This window comes from Spirosoma jeollabukense, assembly GCF_054777855.1.
The window spans coordinates 575,104-592,736 of sequence record NZ_BAAHAD010000002.1; the positions used below are offsets into that span (position 1 = coordinate 575,104).

17 protein-coding genes are annotated in these 17,633 nt (G+C 49.3%); 14 read left to right on the forward strand and 3 right to left on the reverse strand.

Annotation, left to right across the window (positions count from 1 at the left end; all coding sequences use genetic code 11):
• The first annotated feature begins 6 nt into the window (after nt 1–6).
• Nucleotides 7–342, forward strand: a complete 336-nt coding sequence (locus tag ACYVEA_RS10770) for a hypothetical protein (RefSeq protein WP_461113429.1) — start codon at nt 7–9, stop codon at nt 340–342.
• 123 nt (nt 343–465) lie between these two features.
• Here the strand turns inward: ACYVEA_RS10770 and ACYVEA_RS10775 are convergent, their stop codons facing one another.
• Nucleotides 466–1,584, reverse strand: coding sequence for a trans-sulfuration enzyme family protein (locus tag ACYVEA_RS10775; protein WP_461113430.1), 1,119 nt, complete (start codon nt 1,582–1,584; stop codon nt 466–468).
• A gap of 388 nt (nt 1,585–1,972) precedes the next feature.
• On the opposite strand from ACYVEA_RS10775, the gene ACYVEA_RS10780 reads away from it, so the two are divergent.
• From ACYVEA_RS10780 to ACYVEA_RS10835, 12 genes are all read left to right on the forward strand, one after another.
• Complete coding sequence (locus ACYVEA_RS10780; RefSeq protein WP_461113431.1) at nt 1,973–3,616, forward strand: DUF1800 domain-containing protein; 1,644 nt, start codon at nt 1,973–1,975, stop codon at nt 3,614–3,616.
• Between the two features lie 98 nt (nt 3,617–3,714).
• Nucleotides 3,715–5,220, forward strand: coding sequence for a DUF1501 domain-containing protein (locus ACYVEA_RS10785; RefSeq protein WP_461113432.1), 1,506 nt, complete (start codon nt 3,715–3,717; stop codon nt 5,218–5,220).
• Between the two features lie 74 nt (nt 5,221–5,294).
• Nucleotides 5,295–6,134: a crotonase/enoyl-CoA hydratase family protein gene (locus ACYVEA_RS10790; RefSeq protein WP_461113433.1), complete on the forward strand. Its 840-nt coding sequence runs from the start codon at nt 5,295–5,297 to the stop codon at nt 6,132–6,134.
• Between the two features lie 89 nt (nt 6,135–6,223).
• A complete protein-coding gene (locus tag ACYVEA_RS10795; RefSeq protein WP_461113434.1) occupies nt 6,224–7,108 on the forward strand; it encodes an SDR family oxidoreductase in 885 nt (294 codons plus the stop codon).
• A gap of 135 nt (nt 7,109–7,243) precedes the next feature.
• Nucleotides 7,244–7,762: a DUF4494 domain-containing protein gene (locus ACYVEA_RS10800; RefSeq protein WP_461113435.1), complete on the forward strand. Its 519-nt coding sequence runs from the start codon at nt 7,244–7,246 to the stop codon at nt 7,760–7,762.
• 181 nt (nt 7,763–7,943) lie between these two features.
• The gene (locus ACYVEA_RS10805; protein ID WP_461113436.1) at nt 7,944–8,390 is read left to right on the forward strand and encodes an HYC_CC_PP family protein; all 447 of its coding nucleotides are present in this window, start codon (nt 7,944–7,946) and stop codon (nt 8,388–8,390) included.
• Between the two features lie 73 nt (nt 8,391–8,463).
• Nucleotides 8,464–10,725, forward strand: a complete 2,262-nt coding sequence (locus ACYVEA_RS10810; RefSeq protein WP_461113437.1) for a TonB-dependent receptor — start codon at nt 8,464–8,466, stop codon at nt 10,723–10,725.
• A 114-nt stretch (nt 10,726–10,839) separates the two neighbouring features.
• Complete coding sequence (locus tag ACYVEA_RS10815; protein ID WP_461113438.1) at nt 10,840–11,406, forward strand: AraC family transcriptional regulator; 567 nt, start codon at nt 10,840–10,842, stop codon at nt 11,404–11,406.
• An 88-nt stretch (nt 11,407–11,494) separates the two neighbouring features.
• Nucleotides 11,495–11,845, forward strand: coding sequence for a four-helix bundle copper-binding protein (locus tag ACYVEA_RS10820; RefSeq protein ID WP_461113439.1), 351 nt, complete (start codon nt 11,495–11,497; stop codon nt 11,843–11,845).
• Between the two features lie 82 nt (nt 11,846–11,927).
• Nucleotides 11,928–12,962, forward strand: coding sequence for an exo-alpha-sialidase (locus tag ACYVEA_RS10825; RefSeq protein ID WP_461113440.1), 1,035 nt, complete (start codon nt 11,928–11,930; stop codon nt 12,960–12,962).
• A gap of 17 nt (nt 12,963–12,979) precedes the next feature.
• The gene (locus ACYVEA_RS10830; protein WP_461113441.1) at nt 12,980–14,446 is read left to right on the forward strand and encodes a hypothetical protein; all 1,467 of its coding nucleotides are present in this window, start codon (nt 12,980–12,982) and stop codon (nt 14,444–14,446) included.
• Nucleotides 14,447–14,513: 67 nt separating this feature from the next.
• Nucleotides 14,514–14,879, forward strand: a complete 366-nt coding sequence (locus ACYVEA_RS10835) for a heavy-metal-associated domain-containing protein (protein WP_461113442.1) — start codon at nt 14,514–14,516, stop codon at nt 14,877–14,879.
• A gap of 71 nt (nt 14,880–14,950) precedes the next feature.
• On the opposite strand, the gene ACYVEA_RS10840 is transcribed toward ACYVEA_RS10835, so the two are convergent.
• Nucleotides 14,951–16,072, reverse strand: a complete 1,122-nt coding sequence (locus ACYVEA_RS10840) for an alpha/beta hydrolase (protein ID WP_461113443.1) — start codon at nt 16,070–16,072, stop codon at nt 14,951–14,953.
• Between the two features lie 186 nt (nt 16,073–16,258).
• On the opposite strand from ACYVEA_RS10840, the gene ACYVEA_RS10845 reads away from it, so the two are divergent.
• A complete protein-coding gene (locus ACYVEA_RS10845; RefSeq protein ID WP_461113444.1) occupies nt 16,259–16,954 on the forward strand; it encodes a carboxylesterase family protein in 696 nt (231 codons plus the stop codon).
• Nucleotides 16,955–17,001: 47 nt separating this feature from the next.
• Here ACYVEA_RS10845 and ACYVEA_RS10850 read toward each other — a convergent pair whose 3' ends face one another.
• Nucleotides 17,002–17,454, reverse strand: a complete 453-nt coding sequence (locus ACYVEA_RS10850) for an SRPBCC family protein (RefSeq protein ID WP_461113445.1) — start codon at nt 17,452–17,454, stop codon at nt 17,002–17,004.
• Nucleotides 17,455–17,633: the final 179 nt, after the last annotated feature.

Consider the following 17,633-nt stretch of genomic DNA (forward strand, 5'->3'; position numbering starts at 1 on the left):
TTTGTTATGAAACAGCTACTTTGTTTATTGTTTCTCACGAACGTAGGATACGCGCAGGTTCCAGCACAGTCTGTTCGACGGGATTCTGTGCCGGAAGTCTTTCCGCCCCGCGTGGATTCGCCGGATCGAATGCCCAACGCCCGGCCCAATAATTCATTTTATCGGTATCACGCGGGTCAATCAACCAGGCGTGCCACGTTGGATAACATGCCAGTCAAAATCCCTGATTCGTCAACACATTATACCATGCTACGTTCGTACGGGAACTATGAAAAGCCAGAAGAGCCGCCAATGCAGTTCCTAAAGCCCATGAAGCCAGTCTTGCCGAGAAAGAAATTTTAAACACAAAGCCATGGAGAGCACAGCTTTGTTTGTATGCTGACGCTGGAAGCATCTTCGACAAGGAAAAATAGCTACTGTCCGAAAATGCTTCCTGTGTCCGCACGACAAAATACAGCAAAAATGTTACCTCAGTGCCTGCGCCAGATCGGCGATCAGGTCCTCGGCGTGCTCAAGACCAATTGACATACGTAACAGATTCTGGGGCGTGTTGGAGTTTGGCCCTTCGACGCTGGCGCGGTGTTCAATCAGACTTTCTACGCCACCCAGGCTAGTGGCCCGCGTAAAGAGTTTCAGCTTACCAATAAACTGTAATGCCTCCTTGGCTCCGCCCTTCACCTGCACCGACAGCATGGCCCCCGGTTCGTTCATTTGTTGCTGAATCAGAACACGGTCGGGGTGATTTGACAATCCCGGATAGTGGATTGTCTCTACAGCAGGGTGCCCGTTTAAGAACTCCGCCACCACTTTCGCGGTAGCCGTCTGCGCCCGCACCCGAATCCCCAGCGTTTTAAGGCCCCGGCTGATCAGCCAGCAATCGAAAGGCGACGGTACCGCTCCTGATAAACTCTGCAACTGACGAACCCGCTGCGTAAACTCATTATCGTGCTTAAAAATCAGCGCACCACCCAGTACGTCGCTATGGCCGCTGAGGTACTTTGTGGCGGAGTGCATCACTACGTCGCAGTTGAGTTCGAGGGGACGTTGTAGGACGGGCGTGGCCCAGGTATTGTCGCACACGCAAATCGCCCCGGCGTCATGCGCTATCCGGCTTACTGTCAGCAAATCCGTAATAGTTAGCATGGGATTAGACGGTGTTTCGCACCAAACTACGCGCGTATTTTCGTGAATGGATGCCTGCACCGCATCGAGGTTGGTCATATCTACACGTGTATAAGTGAGTCCCCACGGGTGAAATACCTGTTCGAGCAGGGCGGGCGTGCCATAATACGCATCGGTTGACAGCAACACATGGTCACCTGGCCGAAGGGCCTGAAAAAGCGTCATCGTAGCCGCCTGTCCCGATCCGAACGACATCCCAACGGCGCCCCCTTCAAGCGTAGCCAGCGCTTTCTCCAGGGCTTCGCGAGTTGGATTATTGGGTCGGGTGTAAATGTAGCCTGCGGGCAACTCATTGGCTTCATTACGGGCAAATGCAGTTGATAAATGAATGGGTGGCACCACTGCCCCGGTCATAGGGTCAGATTGGTGCGTCGCACGGAGGGCAAGGGTATCGAAATGCATAGGTGTTCAGAACCGTATCAGGGCTCATTTATTAGCAGTCGAATGTCATGGTTTCTGCTGATAATAGTGCAATAGACGAATCAAATTGTTTACAAAATAGGGATATAGATCTGATAATCAGCGCATTGTCTGATTTAATCTCTAGGCAAGTTATCAGATAGTACCACTATATAAGAAAGTAGCTGAACCTATATTTTTACCGGAAGAATGAAAATGTCAAGAGTGTTAATTATTAATTTTTATTTTAAATATAATGTAAACTTATTTAAGCAGTTTTGTCAGATACGGCTTGATAAAGTTCCGTTTTTTTCTCTCTTTTGTTGATTAAGCGGCATGTCGCCTGAAATAATTATTTACTAATCCATTATAACGCTAACGTACTGATTAAATGCCCTATCTGGACCAGTACACTCAGCCACTTACCGCTGCTACCGCTGCGCATTTACTTCGACGGGCAACCTTCGGGCCTACACAAACAGAGATTACCAACTTTACGGGCCTGACGGCTGCTCAGGCGGTGCAGCAACTCATTAGTAACGCTAACTATTCGCCCCCGCCCCCCGTTGATCTGGATAATACACAACCAACGGCCGGGCAGACGTATCTTGACAAACCCTTCAACGGCGACCGAGCTTTTGATTTTGGAAATTATTTACGCCATTGGTGGTTGGGCTTGATGACATCGCAAACTGCCCCACCCAGTTTGCTTGATAAACTGACACTGTTTTGGCAGAATCATTTTGTGACCACCTTTACTATAGTTGGTGATTATCGATATGTGTATCAGTATTTACAACTATTGCGTAACAATGCGCTGGGAAATTTTCGAACCTTAGTTACCAAAATTAGTAAAGAACCAGCTATGCTGGCCTACCTGAACGGGAATGAAAATGAGGTAGGTAAACCCAATGAAAATTACGCTCGCGAACTTCAAGAACTCTTTACGGTGGGCGCTTTTGATTTTGCGGGTAATAAAAATTATAGTGAAGATGATGTAAAAGCTGTCGCCAGAGTGCTGACAGGATGGAAAAATACCAATTCGTGGGTGGTGGGTTCAACGAGTTTTGGCACTGTATTCACGCTTTCCAAGCACGATACGGCGGACAAAAGTTTCTCGGCCAGTTATAGCAATACCGTCATTAAAGGTCGAACCAGTAATCAATCAGATACAGTTACTGCCGGTGACCTCGAATTGAATGATCTGGTGACAATGCTTTTAAATCATCCGCAGACGCCCCGATTCATTTGCCGGAAATTATACCGTTGGTACGTTAACCCGAACGTTACGCAAACTATTGAAGATAACGTGATTATTCCACTGGCGCAGTTTTTTGCCAGTGCTGGAAATAACTACGCGATTCAGCCGGTGATTGTAAAGTTGCTGACGAGTCAGATCTTTTTCGACAATTCGAACCGGGGCGCCATTGTCAAATCACCTGCCGAACTCGCTGTTGGGACCATGCGCTTTTTTAATCAGCCGGTGCCGGATATGACGACGGATTACGCGGCTTTTAAAACCTATTTCGACTTTATGTTCTGGCGCATGCGCGACCTGCAAATGGCGCTCATCGATCAGCCGTCAGTATTTGGGTATGAAGCTTACTATCAGACGGGCTACTCGAAAATCTGGATGAACACGACTACCATTGCACTACGTAGTGACTACACCGATGCGTACATCTGGCGATGGCTTGAGGTTAAGCCGGGCTACAAAATGGGCATCGATGTGTTGGCCTGGGCAACTTCGTTACAACCTAATTTTTCGGATGTAGGGGGAACGGCTCCCATCTCCTGCGTCGATGTGCAAACGGCTTTTTCTAAAAATCTGTTTGCTACCGACCTGTTTCAATCGCAGAAGGATTTCCTGATTGATACCATCATGATGCAGGGCATTCCCCGCTCATCCTGGACGTTTGAATGGAATGCGTATCGCACGGCACCAACCGATACCAACAAACGGAACGGGGTGACCTGGCGCTTGCAGAACCTGATGAAATACATGCTCCGCATGGCTGAATACCATATTTCGTAATAGCCGATAGTCATCCGTTGGTAGTCGTTGATAGAAAGAACGTATCGACCGGCAACTATTGACTGATCACTACCGACTGACGACTATCAACTCTTTTTATGAAACGAAGAGACTTTTTAACGGCGGCCTCGGCGAGTTTACTGCCGGTGATGCTTGATGGATTTGGGCTGAAAGCCATGTCGCGCCAGTCGGTGCTGGTGCAGTCGCTGTTAGGAACAACGGCGCTCGCCAGCGATCGGGTGTTGGTCATTGTTTACCTCAATGGGGGCAACGATGGGCTTAACATGGTCATTCCGCGTGACCAGTACTCGTTGTATAATGGACTACGTAGCAATATCGCCATTCCGGAAGGATCAATTCTTGGGTTAGATGGTAATCCGGCAACGGGCCTGCACCCCGCCATGACGGACATGCGCGACCTGTATAACAATGGCAAGTTATCCATACTGCACTCAGTTTCGTATCCTAACCCCGACCAGTCGCATTACCGCGCTACTGACATCTGGATGACAGCCGTCGATGCCAATCAGACTTCTAACTCGGGCTGGGCCGGACGGTATCTCGAAAATCAGTTTCCGGGCTATCCGGCTGGATACCCAAATGCACAGATGGAAGATCCGCTGGCGATTCAGATCGGCTATCTTACATCGACGGCCTTGCTGGGAAGCCAGCAGTCAATGGGCATTGCACTGAGCGATCCGAACAGTTTTTATCAACTGGTTGGTTCGGGCAATGGACCCTCACCCGGCGATCTTCCCTGCTGCGATGCCGGTGATCTGGTCGCTTTCATTCGCAAGCAACAGGCGCTGTCGGTTGGGTATGCATTAGAAATAAAGAAAGCTGCCGACGCGGGTCAGAATCTGGCCGTCTATCCCGATTCCACGGCCAAAAACTCGTTGGCCGACCAGTTGAAAATTGTAGCCCGGCTCATTCATGGCGGTCTGAAAACCAAAATTTATTTTGTGTCGCTCAGCGGATTTGATACCCACTCCGGTCAGGTCGAAACGGACGTAACGCAGGGAGCCCATGCTTCGTTGCTCGGTAAACTCTCCACGGCTGTCGCCACGTTTCAGCAGGATTTGAAGTTACAGGGAACAGAAGACAGAGTGGTAGGGATGACATTTTCAGAGTTTGGTCGGCGGGCAAACTCCAATAATTCGAAAGGCACCGACCATGGAGTAGCCGCCCCCATGTTTGTATTCGGTAACGGTCTGAAACACCGTACTATTGGTCAAAACCCAGATCTGTCCAACCTGGTAGGCCAATCGGGTAACAAAGACATTGGTATGCAGATTGATTTCCGGCGGGTTTATTCCGACATTCTCAATGATTGGTTCGGTACGGCGCACGCAACAACCAACTCGTTACTCTTTCGTGAATTTCCGACCGTTTCCTTATTTTCTGACACTGTCGAGACCGTGGCATCCGGCAATTGGAAAGACAAAAACGTATGGACGGTTGGACGAATGCCGTTTGCTAATGAACTCGTTAAAGTGAATGCCGGTCACACCATGACGGTCGACCAGACCATTATGGTTAAAAATATTCGGCTGGAAGGCAAACTGAATTTTACCGGTCCTTATTCAATCAAAATGACGGGCTAGATAGTTTGATCCTTGCGTTGTATTCGGTTAATCTACTACTTTTACGCAAACCGTATGCAAGCATACTATAGGTTATGGATCAGACGTATCAATCCGTGTCAGTTGAGCAGGCCGACGGCGTGTTAACTGTAACGCTACTTGGACCCGGCAAGGGAAATGCGATGGGGCCGGAGTTCTGGGAAGAACTGCCCAAGGTAATGGACGCCATCAACCGGATGCCTGAGGTTCGGTGTATTATTTTTCGGGGTAGTGGCGATCATTTCAGCTACGGGCTCAATGTGCAGCAGATGATGCCGCTGCTGGGTACGATGACGACCGGTACGGTGCTGGCTCACCAACGGGTCGATCTGATGGCGCAGATTCGACAGATGCAGTCTGGTTTTCAGAAAATGCATGAGTCGCCCAAACCGATTATTGCAGCGGTACATGGCTGGTGCATCGGCGGAGGGGTCAACATGATTGCGGCCGCTGATATCCGGCTCTGTTCCCGCGACGCAAAATTCAGCCTGCGCGAAGCTAAACTTGCCATAACGCCCGACATTGGCGGTCTACAGTTTCTACCACCGATCATCGGACAGGGGTTCACCCGCGAAATGGCGTTCACCGGTGCCGATTACGACGCAGCTTTTGCCGAACGTATTGGTCTCGTCAATCATGTATACAACACCCCTGATGATTTATTTGAGGCTGCCATGACACTCGCTCGCCAAATTGCCGACAATCCGGCAACCGCCGTGCAGGGGGCCAAAAAAGTGCTCAACTATAGCCTCAACAAATCCATTGAAGATGGTCTACAATACGTAGCCGTCTGGAATTCCAGTCAACTCCAATCCCACGACTTCAACGAAGCGATGCAGGCCACGGTGGAGAAACGAAAAGCCGAATTCAACAAAAAGACCAATCGGGGATATTAACTGGTTTACGGTTTGCGGTTTACGGTGGGCTGACGCACAGTTGCTTACGCGTCAGCCCACCGTAAACCGCAAACCGTAAACTCACACCTATGAACGTAACCGGCATGCTGCGCGACGACGCGCTGAAAGGAAAGACCATTATTGTAACCGGTGGTGGCACGGGTCTCGGCAAATCAATAAGCCGGTATTTGCTGCAACTTGGTGCTAATGTCACGATTTGTAGTCGTCGACAGACGGTGCTGGATGCCACGGCGAACGAGTTGATGGACGAGACTAGTGGGCAAGTTCTCGCTGTTGCCTGTGACGTTCGCAATCCGGTGGAAATCGAAAACGTCATCGCTCAAACCATTGAGAAGTTCGGGAAGATTGATGGCTTGCTCAATAATTCGGCCGGGAACTTCATCAGCCCAACCGAGCGCCTGTCTTACAAGGCGTTCGATACGGTGGTTGACATCGTTCTGCGTGGAACGTATTACTTCACGCTGGCCGTGGGGAAATACTGGATTGAAAACAAAATTCCCGGTACAGTGCTGAACATTTCAACTACCTACGCCACCACGGGCTCAGGCTACGTAGTGCCCTCGGCGGTGGCGAAGGGCGGGGCGCTGATCATGACAAAATCACTGGCGGCTGAATGGGGGAAATATGGTATTCGACTCAATGCCATTGCGCCGGGTCCATTTCCGACCAAAGGTGCCTGGGATCGGCTCTTTCCCGAACCGCTGGCCAGCATGATGGACCCGACAAGCCGCATTCCCCTCCACCGCGTGGGTGAACACGGCGAACTGGCCAATCTGGCTGCTTTCCTGCTATCGGATTATTCCGGCTATATCACTGGTGAAAGCATCACGATCGACGGGGGTGAAGTGCTCATGGCGGGCGAATTCAGCCACCTGGAGAACGTAACAACCGAGCAGTGGGACATGATCGAGCAGACGGTCCGACAGGCGAATAAAGCGAGTAAGAAAGAGTAAAACTAATGATGAATTATGAAGGATAAATGATGATTTTCGACGTGTTTTCCCATCATTTATCCTTCATAATTCATCATTAATTCTGCACCTTTGCTCCACAAAAAATGTTCTATTTACGTACCAAAATCCTTTACAATGCCTAACTGGTTTCTCGGAAAAATCCGCTATCAGCAGCCCATCGACGACTCGAACGTCGGTACCCGGAACGAAGAGTTTATCAAGCAAAAGACGGTAACAGAAGCCTATTTAGTCGACGCTGTAAGTTATACGGATGCCGAAGGACGGCTCTATCAGGAAATTGCTGCCAACACGCCCGATTTCGAGATTACGAACATCTCGCGTATGAAACTTGCCGATGTGTTTCATAACGAAGATGCGGGCGAAATCTGGTTCAAGGTAAAGGCTATGTTCATTACCGAAGATGAAAAATCGGGTAAGCAGAAGAAAACACCGAGCGTGATGCTCGTGAATGCCGAAACGCCCAAACAGGCGTATGAGTATGTGGAGATAAGCCTGAAAACGGCGCTTGATCCGTTCGAGATTACAGACGTGAATACCACTAAAATTCTGGAAGTCTTCCCGTATAATGAAGAGGAGAAACGGAACCTTCGGCCAATCCGCGAACTGGTAAACCCTGAGCCAGAAACAGTTTAAGAATATATGATTAACCCCTCAATCCCCTGAGGGGGACTTTGCTCACATTTTGACAAAGTCTTCTTCAGGGGATTGAGGGGTTACTGGTTTTTACAGGATGGGATTTGATTTTTATATAATTCCCGCCTTTTACTCAATTACACTTGCGTTGAATTGGATAGATACGGATATTTGACCCATTATGAAACGTACTCTGTTCCAATTGTTCAACGTCCTGATGGCCTGCGTCGTGCTGCTAAGCAGTACTGGCTTCGGTCTGGTTGAACATTCGTGCCAGATGCGCGGTAATAAAAAAACGATGGTCGTCGCCTTTAGTGAGGTGAAATCACAAGGGTGCGCTACGAATAAGCAGCCGATGCCACTTGGCCAGACGATCATTAAAAAGACGGAATGCTGCCAGGATCAACAGCATTACGAAAACGTCGATATTTCGTCCTCGCTGAGCCAGTTCGTAGCCAAGATCGTTAAAACGATCACCGAAACGATCATTGCGGGCGTTGTGAGTGTAATGACCTGGCTTATCGATCTGGTATTTGCTGAAAAAGCGTCTTCGATTTCGGCCTTTTCAGCACCACTCTCCCTGTCTGGACGAGATATTTTAACGCTCGACAGTACACTTCTTCTCTGATACATTAATTGATTCACATTTGCTGTATCTACCTGATACGGAGACTATTGTGTTTATCTCAATTAATGAACTCATGCGATTTCTTTTCATATGGATTAGCCTGCTGGCTATTACGACTCCCGCATTAGCGCAATCCGATTCAACCCTGGCTGGCAAATCAATAAGTATCCACGGCAGTGTCGGGGAAACTGTTAATGGCAAGCGAATGCCGCTTGTTGGCGCAACAGTCCTGTGGTCAGGTACGTCTACCGGTACAGTAACCGACTCAATAGGCCGATTTCAATTAGCGGCTAACGCATCAACGAATCGGCTGGTTATCAGCTACGTTGGTTATCGTCCTGATACAGTAACCGTCAGTAGTCCGACCGAAAATCTTGTGATTACGCTTCGCGCCGAGCGGACATTGCAGGAAGTGACCGTGTCTGGCGCACCCGGTCAGATTGACCGTATCAATCCCATTCAGACCGAATTTATTAACCAGCGTACACTGGCAAAAGCGGCTTGTTGCAATCTGTCCGAAAGCTTCGAGACCAACGCGTCGGTGAGCGTGTCGTATAGTGATGCCGTTACGGGTGCGAAACAGATTCAGTTTCTGGGATTGGGTGGACAGTACGTCCAGACGAACGTCGAGAATATTCCGACGGTGCGGGGGCTGGCCACTACGTTCGGCTTGAATTACATTCCTGGTACCTGGATCACGAGTATCGACGTGGGCAAAGGGGCAGGCTCGGTTGTGAATGGCTACGAGTCGATGAGCGGTCAGATGAACGTTGAATTGCAAAAGCCAGATGACGTCAACAAGCTTTTTCTGAATGGCTATGTCAATAGCTTCGGACGAATCGAGGGCAATGCTAACTGGTCGAAAACGCTGAGCAAAAAGTGGAACATGGGCGTGTTGGGTCATGCCAGTACACTACGTCGCGAGATTGATCAGAATAACGATGGTTTCCGTGATTTGCCGCTCTACACGCAAGTCAACGCCATTAACCGGTACAAATACAGCAGTGAGCGATTCATGGCGCAGTTTGGCGTGAAAGCGCTTTATGAAGATCGTGACGGAGGCCAATTATCCCGTTTTGGTACGTCACGCTATAGCTTTGGAAACACGACGAAACGGCTGGAATTTTTCTCGAAAACGGCCAAACTATACCCCGATACGCCCTACAAAGGACTGGGCTTGATTTTGAATGGTGTTCACCATGAGCAGACCGCTAATTTCGGGTACCGACCTTATTCGGGACAGCAGCGAACGTTCTATGCAAACCTTATTTATCAGTCGATACTTGGCAATACAAACCATGCTTATAAAGCGGGTATCAGTTATTTACTGGACGATTACCGCGAACAATTAGGTTATATTCAAACCAGGCGCACGGAGTCGGTGCCGGGTGTTTTTGTAGAATACACCTACACATATCCTGAAAAATTGACCTTAGTGCTGGGTGGTCGGCTGGATTACCATAACCTATTTGGGGCGCAGTGGACGCCGAGAGCGCACCTTAAATATAACATCAGTCAGAACGTAGCGGTACGGGCATCGGCCGGGCGTGGTTTCCGGGTGCCGAATCCCTTCGCCGAAAACTTCGGCTATCTGGTTAGTTCAAGAGCGGTATTTTTAAATGAAGCCCTGCGGCCCGAAGTGTCCTGGAATTACGGCCTAAGTCTGACCAATGATTTTCAGTTGATTGGCAAAAAAGCCTCGCTTGTCCTCGATTATCACCGAACCGATTTTCAGAATCAGTTGGTTGTCGACATTGAACATCCGGGTGAATTGTATTTCTATAATCTGACGAACGAACGGGGTGTGGGTGGCCAGTCGTTTGCCAATAGCTTTCAGGCTGAACTTAATGTACAACCTGCCAAACGATTTGAGCTAAAAGCCGCCTATCGACTTTTCGATGTCCAGCAAAGTATGGGTGGACCGTTTGGCGAAGAACGGCTGTTACCCAAAATGATGGTCAGCCGCGACCGGGTGTTGCTCAATGCGGGCTATGCGCTTCCATTCGACAAGTGGAAGTTCGATGCTACGTTGCAATGGAACGGCCCCCGACGGATTCCCTACCTGCGGGAGGGGTACGTTCATTCCAGCTACCAGAACATGCCGATTGACTTTTCGCCGGGATTCTATAACCTGAACGCACAGGTTAGTCGGGCGTTCAGAAGCGGTTGGGAAGTGTACCTGGGGGGCGAAAACTTAACGGGTTTTCGTCAGCTAAATCCCATCCTTGGAGCCGACGATCCGTTTGGGACCCGTTTCGATGCAGGATCGCGGGTGTGGGGACCAATCACGGGGCAAATGGTGTATGCTGGAGTACGGTTTAAACCACAAATCTAAACCGGGAGTTAGCTGATTTAAGGATTAATCTGATTTTGTTACTAGTCCCTGTTGAAAGATTGAACGCAAAATCCTTTTAATCCATGAATCAGCTAAATCCCGGTTCTGACAGCAATGAAACTACTTATCCGAAATATGGTGTGCGATCGCTGCAAGCGGGTCGTGCGCGAAGAACTGGAGAAGATCGGTCTGAGTGTTGGCCGGGTTGAACTGGGTGAAGTGGAGGTGGATACGCTTCCGCCGAACATAACGCTTGATGCTGTTCGGGAAACATTACAGACCAACGGGTTCGATCTGATAGACGATAAAAAACAGTCGCTGGTTGAGCACATGAAGCTGTTTCTGATCAATGAAATCCAGTATTTTAAAAACGAGCGCCTGCCTGCTGAAAACTATTCGGCCTTTCTGGAGCGCAAGCTTGGCTATGAGTATTCGTACTTGAGTGGACTTTTCTCGTCCAGCGAAGGCCATACACTGGAAAAATACATTATAGCGCTCAAAATTGAAAAGGTGAAAGAGTGGCTACGCTATGATGAACTCACGCTAAGCGAGATCGCCTGGCGATTGAATTATAGCAGTGTTCAGCACCTCTCGAATCAGTTCCGGCAGGTGACAGGCCAAACACCGGGTCAGTTTAGAAAAGCTACTCAGGGCGAACGACGGAGTTTAGACAGGATTTAATCTCATCCATAATTATGTAAAAACTCTATCGACTAAGCCTGGTTATTTTGTCAGACCAATGGTGGTCGATTAAACGACAACAACGAGTATGGAAACGATGCAACACACCAACACCCACGTCGATACCTGTTTTGATTGCGCCGAAGCCTGCGAACGCTGCCTGACGGCTTGCCTGGAAATGGGCGACAAAGACGGGAAAGGTCACGACATGACAGCTTGTATCAAACTCTGCCGCGATTGCGCCGATATCTGTACACTGTGTGGTCGTCTGACAGCGCGCGGTTCACAATTCATGGCATCGTTTATGAAGGTTTGCGCCGAGGCTTGCGAAGCGTGTGCGGCTGAGTGCGAAAAACACGCCGATCACGTTGCCCATTGCAAAGCCTGCGCAGAAGCCTGCCGCAAATGTGCTGAAGAATGCCGGTCAATGGCCGCTTAAACGTACGCAACAAAAGTGCTCGAAAAAGTCGCAAATGACTCGATCGGGCACTTTCCCTGAACCCACTAATATGCTATACCTTGTGTACAGTTTTTTACTGTTAATTACCTGGCTACCCAATCCGGAACCGGCTGATAGTCAGCAGATTGGTTTGGGTAGGCATCCAACTGTCGCTACAGATCCGGCAGGGGGCGTTCATGTGGTGTATGGACAGGGAAATACTATTTTTTACGTAGCGTCCAGTGATGGCGAACGGTTCAATACACCCGTACGAATAGATAGCCTGGCAGGGCTTCATCTTGGGGCATCGCGCGGTCCGCAGATTGCCGCTACGTCGCAGTCCGTTGTGATTACAGCCATTGACAAGCTGGGAAATGTGTGTGCCTATTCATTCGACCGCGCTACTGGAAAATGGCAACCGAAGGTGCGTATAACCGACATGCCGGACGTCGCCAAAGAGGGCTTTGTGGCCCTGACGGCTAGTGCCGACAACACATATACGGCCGTTTGGCTTGACCTGCGCAACGACAAACGGAACAAAATCGTTCGCGCGCAATCGATGGACGGCGGACGTACCTGGCTGGCAAATCAGGTGTTATACCAATCGCCGGATGGTACCGTGTGCGAGTGCTGTCAGTTGTCGGTGGTTGCTCAGCAACAACACATGGCTGTCATGTTTCGAAACTTTCTGAACGGGTCACGGGATATGTATCTGCTACAATCGACGGATGGTGGAACGTCATTCGGGAAAGCGGAAAAACTAGGGGAAGGCACCTGGAAACTCAACGCCTGCCCCATGGATGGAGGGGGCGTATTCATGACCGCTAATGGGGCCATCACTACGGTCTGGCGCCGGGACCATAAACTATTTACGGCCAAACCCGGACAGGCCGAAACCGAACTGGCCGACGGTAAAAATGCTAAAATAGTCTCAACCAGGAAAGGTGACTACGTAGTGTTTCAGCAAGATAACCAGGTGATGGCAGTCACGCCAGCGCAACCTCAGCCAAAATTACTTGCCATGGGCGGGTACCCCAAACTGGCGCTATTGCCAAATGATAAAGTGCTCTGTTTGTGGGAGCAAACGGGTACGGTATGGGCACAGATAATCCGATAAGGATACTCGACAACCTGATGAACAAATTTTTAATTAGTGCGCTACTCTGTCTGAATGGAGTCGCGTTTGGTCAGCATCAGCACCATGAGGGAATGGATATGTCCAAACCCATGAGTAGCAAGCCGAAAGCGGATACGACCCGGCCAATGGATCATTCGATGGCCGATCAGAAGAGGCTGAATTATGGCCTTACGATGGATACCACCATGGGCACTTCCATGCCGGGCATGACGCATTCACTGTCGCGAAATCTGCCCATGAATCGCAATGGCTCTGGCACGTCCTGGCATCCGGACAATACGCCAATGTATGCCTACATGGGTATGCCTACGGGCAGCAAATGGAGCTACATGCTGCACTACGCTATTAATCTGCGCTACACTAGTCAGAACTTTACGAACAGCAATGGGCGCGGACACGATCAGCAGTTGGGTGCACCGAACTGGTTTATGGGTATGGCCCAGCGTAAAGTTGGTCAGCGAGGGCTGTTTCAGGTGCGGGCCATGCTCTCGCTCGATCCCTTGACCGTCGGAAATGGCGGGTATCCGTTGCTGTTTCAAACGGGCGAAACTTACAAAGGTCAGCCCCTGATTGACAGACAGCACCCGCACGATCTGGTTTCGGAACTGTCGGTGAGTTACAGCCATGCCTTCAGCAAAGACATTGATCTGTTTGGCTACGTGGGTTATCCCGGCGAACCAGCGCTCGGGCCGCCCGCATTCATGCACCGGATTTCGTCGTTCAATATCCCCGATGCACCGTTGAGTCATCACTGGCAGGATGCCACACATATTTTATTTGGTGTGGCCACGGCCGGATTTCGCTACAAGTGGGCCAAAGTGGAAGCGTCGACCTTTACAGGCCGTGAACCCGATGAAAACCGGTATAATTTCGACAAACCGAAATTCGACAGTTACTCGTATCGGCTGTCTGTTAATCCCTCGCCTTCACTGGCTTTGCAATTCTCACAGGGCTTCCTGACTGACCCGGAAGAAGCTCATCCCGGCGAAAACATAACGCGCACAACCGCTTCCGTTTTGCACAGCAAAGGACTCGGCCCCAGTCGCTACGTTACGTCGGCGTTTGTTTGGGGACGTAACAGCCATCATGGCGAAGGCGAAAATTCATTTCTGGCCGAAAGTAGTTTGCAACTGGACAAACTGGCAATTTATGGACGGTATGAAAATGTTAGGAAATCAACGGAGGAGTTAGGGATTACGGCCTTTGCCGATAATTCCGGTGTTGGGCCATTCTCGATCAATAATTTGACACTGGGTACGAATTACCGCATCGTTCAGAGGTATCATTCAGACCTGGTGCTGGGCGCACAGCTAACGGCCAGCAAACCTGATCGTTTGCTGCAATTTCTCTATGGAAATATGCCCATTTCCGGCGAAATTTACCTGCGGCTAACGCCCAGCCTGATGACCATGAAGAGCATGAATCATTCGGGGCATGGTCAGATGAAAGGAATGAATTATTAACACCTACCTGTCGGGCACCATCTAAATAAAAATTTCGTTATCAGTTCACTATAAACCATCTACAGCCATGTTGCGTACCCTATTCTTGACCGCCCTAACCTCATTACTGATCCTGGGTAACTCCTTCGCCAGCGCACCCACCCGCGACGATAAAGAGAAGGAAGTGAAAATTAAGACGTCGGCCATTTGTGGCATGTGCAAGGCACGGATCGAACGTAATCTTGCGTTTGAGAAAGGTGTGAAAGAATCCGACCTGGACGTAAAAACAAAGGTCGTTACTATCAAATATAACCCGGCTAAAACGGACGTAGCCAAACTGAAAGCCAACATCAGCAAAACCGGCTACGACGCCGAAGAAGTCCCCGCTGACGAAGCTGGCTATAATAAATTGCCAAGCTGCTGCAAAAAAGGTGGCGGCATGGATCATCAGTAGACCGGAAAGTATTTCCAAAAAAAACGGCCCGCAATCACCTAATTGCGGGCCGTTTTTACTTTATGCATCGTCTACTTAAAAGCATTGATTAACTGAGTAGCGGCAAATGCCTGGGCCTGCGCTGCTTTGGGCACGATAGCATATGTGCCAAAGAACTCGTGCGTAACGCCTTGGTATAGCTGATACGTAACGTTAACCTTGGCATTTGTAAGCGCGTCGCGAAGATCCATACCATCACTTTGCAACGGATCAATTTCGGCACCTATAATTGTGGTAGGGGGCAAACCGTTCAGATTCGCTTTGTCGACTAAGGAAATCAGCGGGCTGTCACCGTCGGCGGGCGTATTGAAATACTTATCGACAAACCACTCGACCAGCGGCTTGCTTAGTGGCTGAGCATTGGCGTAAGTGATGTACGAGGGTCGGTTGAGATCGTTATTCGCCACTGGATAGACAGACAGGATGTGTAGTGGCTTAGTCGCTAAATTGTTGTCACGAGCCATTATGGCTGTCGTAACCGCCATGTTGCCCCCAGCGCTCTCGCCTGCAACGGCTACTTTGCCATTACCGTTCAGCACCGACATATTATTGACAACCCACACGTAGGCCGCGTACGCATCCATATGAGCCGTTGGAAATTTGTTTTCCGGTGCGAGCCGGTAATTGACTGAAACGACAACGGCTCCGGTATTCTGAGCCAGCGCGAGTGTCGACGCTTCATACACATCAGAATTGGCGATTACCCAGCCACCCCCGTGATAATACACAATGACAGGCATCGTTCCCGATACGTTTTTTGGCGTGTAAACGGCGATTTCAATAGGGACTCCGCCAGCGCCCGGAATGAACCGTTTGCTACTACTGACATTGGCCATGGGGGGCGTAATGTGGTTCTTATCGAGCAGCGAATTAACCGCATCCTTAACGGATGGCTTCATGCGGGCTTCCTGGGGCGTAAGCAGATAAAGTGGCGTTGGATTGAGCCGATTTAATTCTTCAATAACCGCCAGCATCTGATTATCAATATCAGGAGCGTAGGCAGGTTTGGGGCCTGTCGGCTGAATAGCCTGCCCGGGTAATGGTATTGTGTTGTGGTCCTGGCAGGCGGATAGTCCAAACGCAATAAATAAACCTAGTAATACACATTGCCGGATTGAACCGACTCTTGCCGTTTTTGTGAGATATTGTTTCATAAGCGTTGTTTTGGGTAGCTCGAAAACGCAGATAAACACACATGGTTTAAGAAGATCTGTTACATGTCCCGTTTGTTAGGGAAAGGTCCTGATTGTGGCTGCAGGAACAGAAACGAAAAGGAGGTGAACAAAGAGAGGGTTGATTTAGTACAAACCTGCGCATCTTTACACGCTAATGATCAAGAAATGCGTCTGACATTATTTATTACCTGTATCTGCATTTTGGTACTGACTTTTCGGGTGAGTACGTTAGCTCAGACACGTGCTAAGCGCAAAGAAAAGTATGAGTACCTGCTCTATCTGCCCAAAGAGTACGACGCTAATAAGGATAAATATCCACTGGTCATTTACCTGCACGGTGGTTCGCAAACGGGAAGCGACCTGGGTAAGCTCAAAGAATATGGTCCACCTTATATGGTCGATAAGGGCCATGATTACAACTTTATTATTGCCGCTCCCCAGTGTCCCGAAGGTAAATTCTGGTCGACTGACAACTGGTTTGATGCGCTTTACAAAGAGCTGACAACGAAATACAGAATTGATAAAAAACGAATCTATCTGACCGGCGTCAGCATGGGAGGGTATGGCACCTGGCAGACGGCCGTAGCGTATCCGAAAGTATTTGCGGCTATTGCCCCTTTGTGTGGGGGGTGTGATGATTCAACCCAGATTTGCCGCATCAAGCGCGTGCCTGTCTGGACCATCCACGGGAGTGCTGATAACGTTATTCCAATCTCCGAAACCGAGCGCTTGGTAAATCGACTGGAGCAGTGCGGTGGGCAGGTGAAGTTTACCCGATTGGAAAACGAAGGGCATGGTATTCAGTACTATTACGAAAAAAACGACATCTATAACTGGCTATTGACGAAGCAGCGGAAATAAAGAGCTGTGTAGTTATGTCAAAAGGTGTCAGTGTGGCCAGCAATAGGTTATGATCGGGGTTGTCCTTCTTGTTTTTCCACCAATTCTTTCAGTCCTTCCAGAATTTTATCCCAGCCTTTCTCCGATCGGTCGTATCGTTCCTGAGCGCCTTCTCCCTGCCCTACTTTATCCGTGATTGACAGGATAGTTTGGCCATTTTCATACGTTAATTCATCTGTCACGATTGAGAAATTGTCAGGATCATCGACATCGTCTCCATTTGTCAGGCTATACTGTAAAAGCTTATTGGGCTCAATCCTGAGTATTTGGCCTTTCATCTCAATATTTTTGATGAGAAACAGTCGGCCGGTGAACAGTATCGTGCTGCCAACTTCCCAATCCGAGAAGACTTCGCAACTGAAGAAATACTGTCGGGTTTTTTCCGGGTTGGTCAGGGCATTCCAGACCGCCGAAGGTTCAGCATTGAGGCTTATCTTTTTCCGTACGATGAATTCTTCCATGTTGAGATAACGTATGTTTCAAAATCACTCAGTCAAGGCGTCAGTCTAACCAATCAACAAAATTTACTACGTCCTGAAAATAAACCTGTGCTGTACAACTTAGTTTACTTTTTTAAATACACAGGCCAATGGTATACGTTGTAGGACAGCGTTTTAGGAGCTATCGCCCAGGCGTCACG

Bases quoted from the DNA above. Each gene is read 5' to 3' on its own strand.
- ACYVEA_RS10780 (WP_461113431.1), top strand. From the start codon at position 1,973: ATGCCCTATCTGGACCAGTACACTCAGCCACTTACCGCTGCTACCGCT.
- ACYVEA_RS10805 (WP_461113436.1), top strand. From the start codon at position 7,944: ATGAAACGTACTCTGTTCCAATTGTTCAACGTCCTGATGGCCTGCGTC.
- ACYVEA_RS10840 (WP_461113443.1), bottom strand. From the start codon at position 16,072: ATGAAACAATATCTCACAAAAACGGCAAGAGTCGGTTCAATCCGGCAA.
- ACYVEA_RS10785 (WP_461113432.1), top strand. From the start codon at position 3,715: ATGAAACGAAGAGACTTTTTAACGGCGGCCTCGGCGAGTTTACTGCCG.
- ACYVEA_RS10830 (WP_461113441.1), top strand. From the start codon at position 12,980: ATGAACAAATTTTTAATTAGTGCGCTACTCTGTCTGAATGGAGTCGCG.
- ACYVEA_RS10820 (WP_461113439.1), top strand. From the start codon at position 11,495: ATGGAAACGATGCAACACACCAACACCCACGTCGATACCTGTTTTGAT.
- ACYVEA_RS10850 (WP_461113445.1), bottom strand. From the start codon at position 17,454: ATGGAAGAATTCATCGTACGGAAAAAGATAAGCCTCAATGCTGAACCT.
- ACYVEA_RS10815 (WP_461113438.1), top strand. From the start codon at position 10,840: ATGAAACTACTTATCCGAAATATGGTGTGCGATCGCTGCAAGCGGGTC.
- ACYVEA_RS10835 (WP_461113442.1), top strand. From the start codon at position 14,514: ATGTTGCGTACCCTATTCTTGACCGCCCTAACCTCATTACTGATCCTG.
- ACYVEA_RS10775 (WP_461113430.1), bottom strand. From the start codon at position 1,584: ATGCATTTCGATACCCTTGCCCTCCGTGCGACGCACCAATCTGACCCT.
- ACYVEA_RS10795 (WP_461113434.1), top strand. From the start codon at position 6,224: ATGAACGTAACCGGCATGCTGCGCGACGACGCGCTGAAAGGAAAGACC.
- ACYVEA_RS10845 (WP_461113444.1), top strand. From the start codon at position 16,259: ATGCGTCTGACATTATTTATTACCTGTATCTGCATTTTGGTACTGACT.
- ACYVEA_RS10790 (WP_461113433.1), top strand. From the start codon at position 5,295: ATGGATCAGACGTATCAATCCGTGTCAGTTGAGCAGGCCGACGGCGTG.
- ACYVEA_RS10770 (WP_461113429.1), top strand. From the start codon at position 7: ATGAAACAGCTACTTTGTTTATTGTTTCTCACGAACGTAGGATACGCG.
- ACYVEA_RS10810 (WP_461113437.1), top strand. From the start codon at position 8,464: ATGCGATTTCTTTTCATATGGATTAGCCTGCTGGCTATTACGACTCCC.
- ACYVEA_RS10800 (WP_461113435.1), top strand. From the start codon at position 7,244: ATGCCTAACTGGTTTCTCGGAAAAATCCGCTATCAGCAGCCCATCGAC.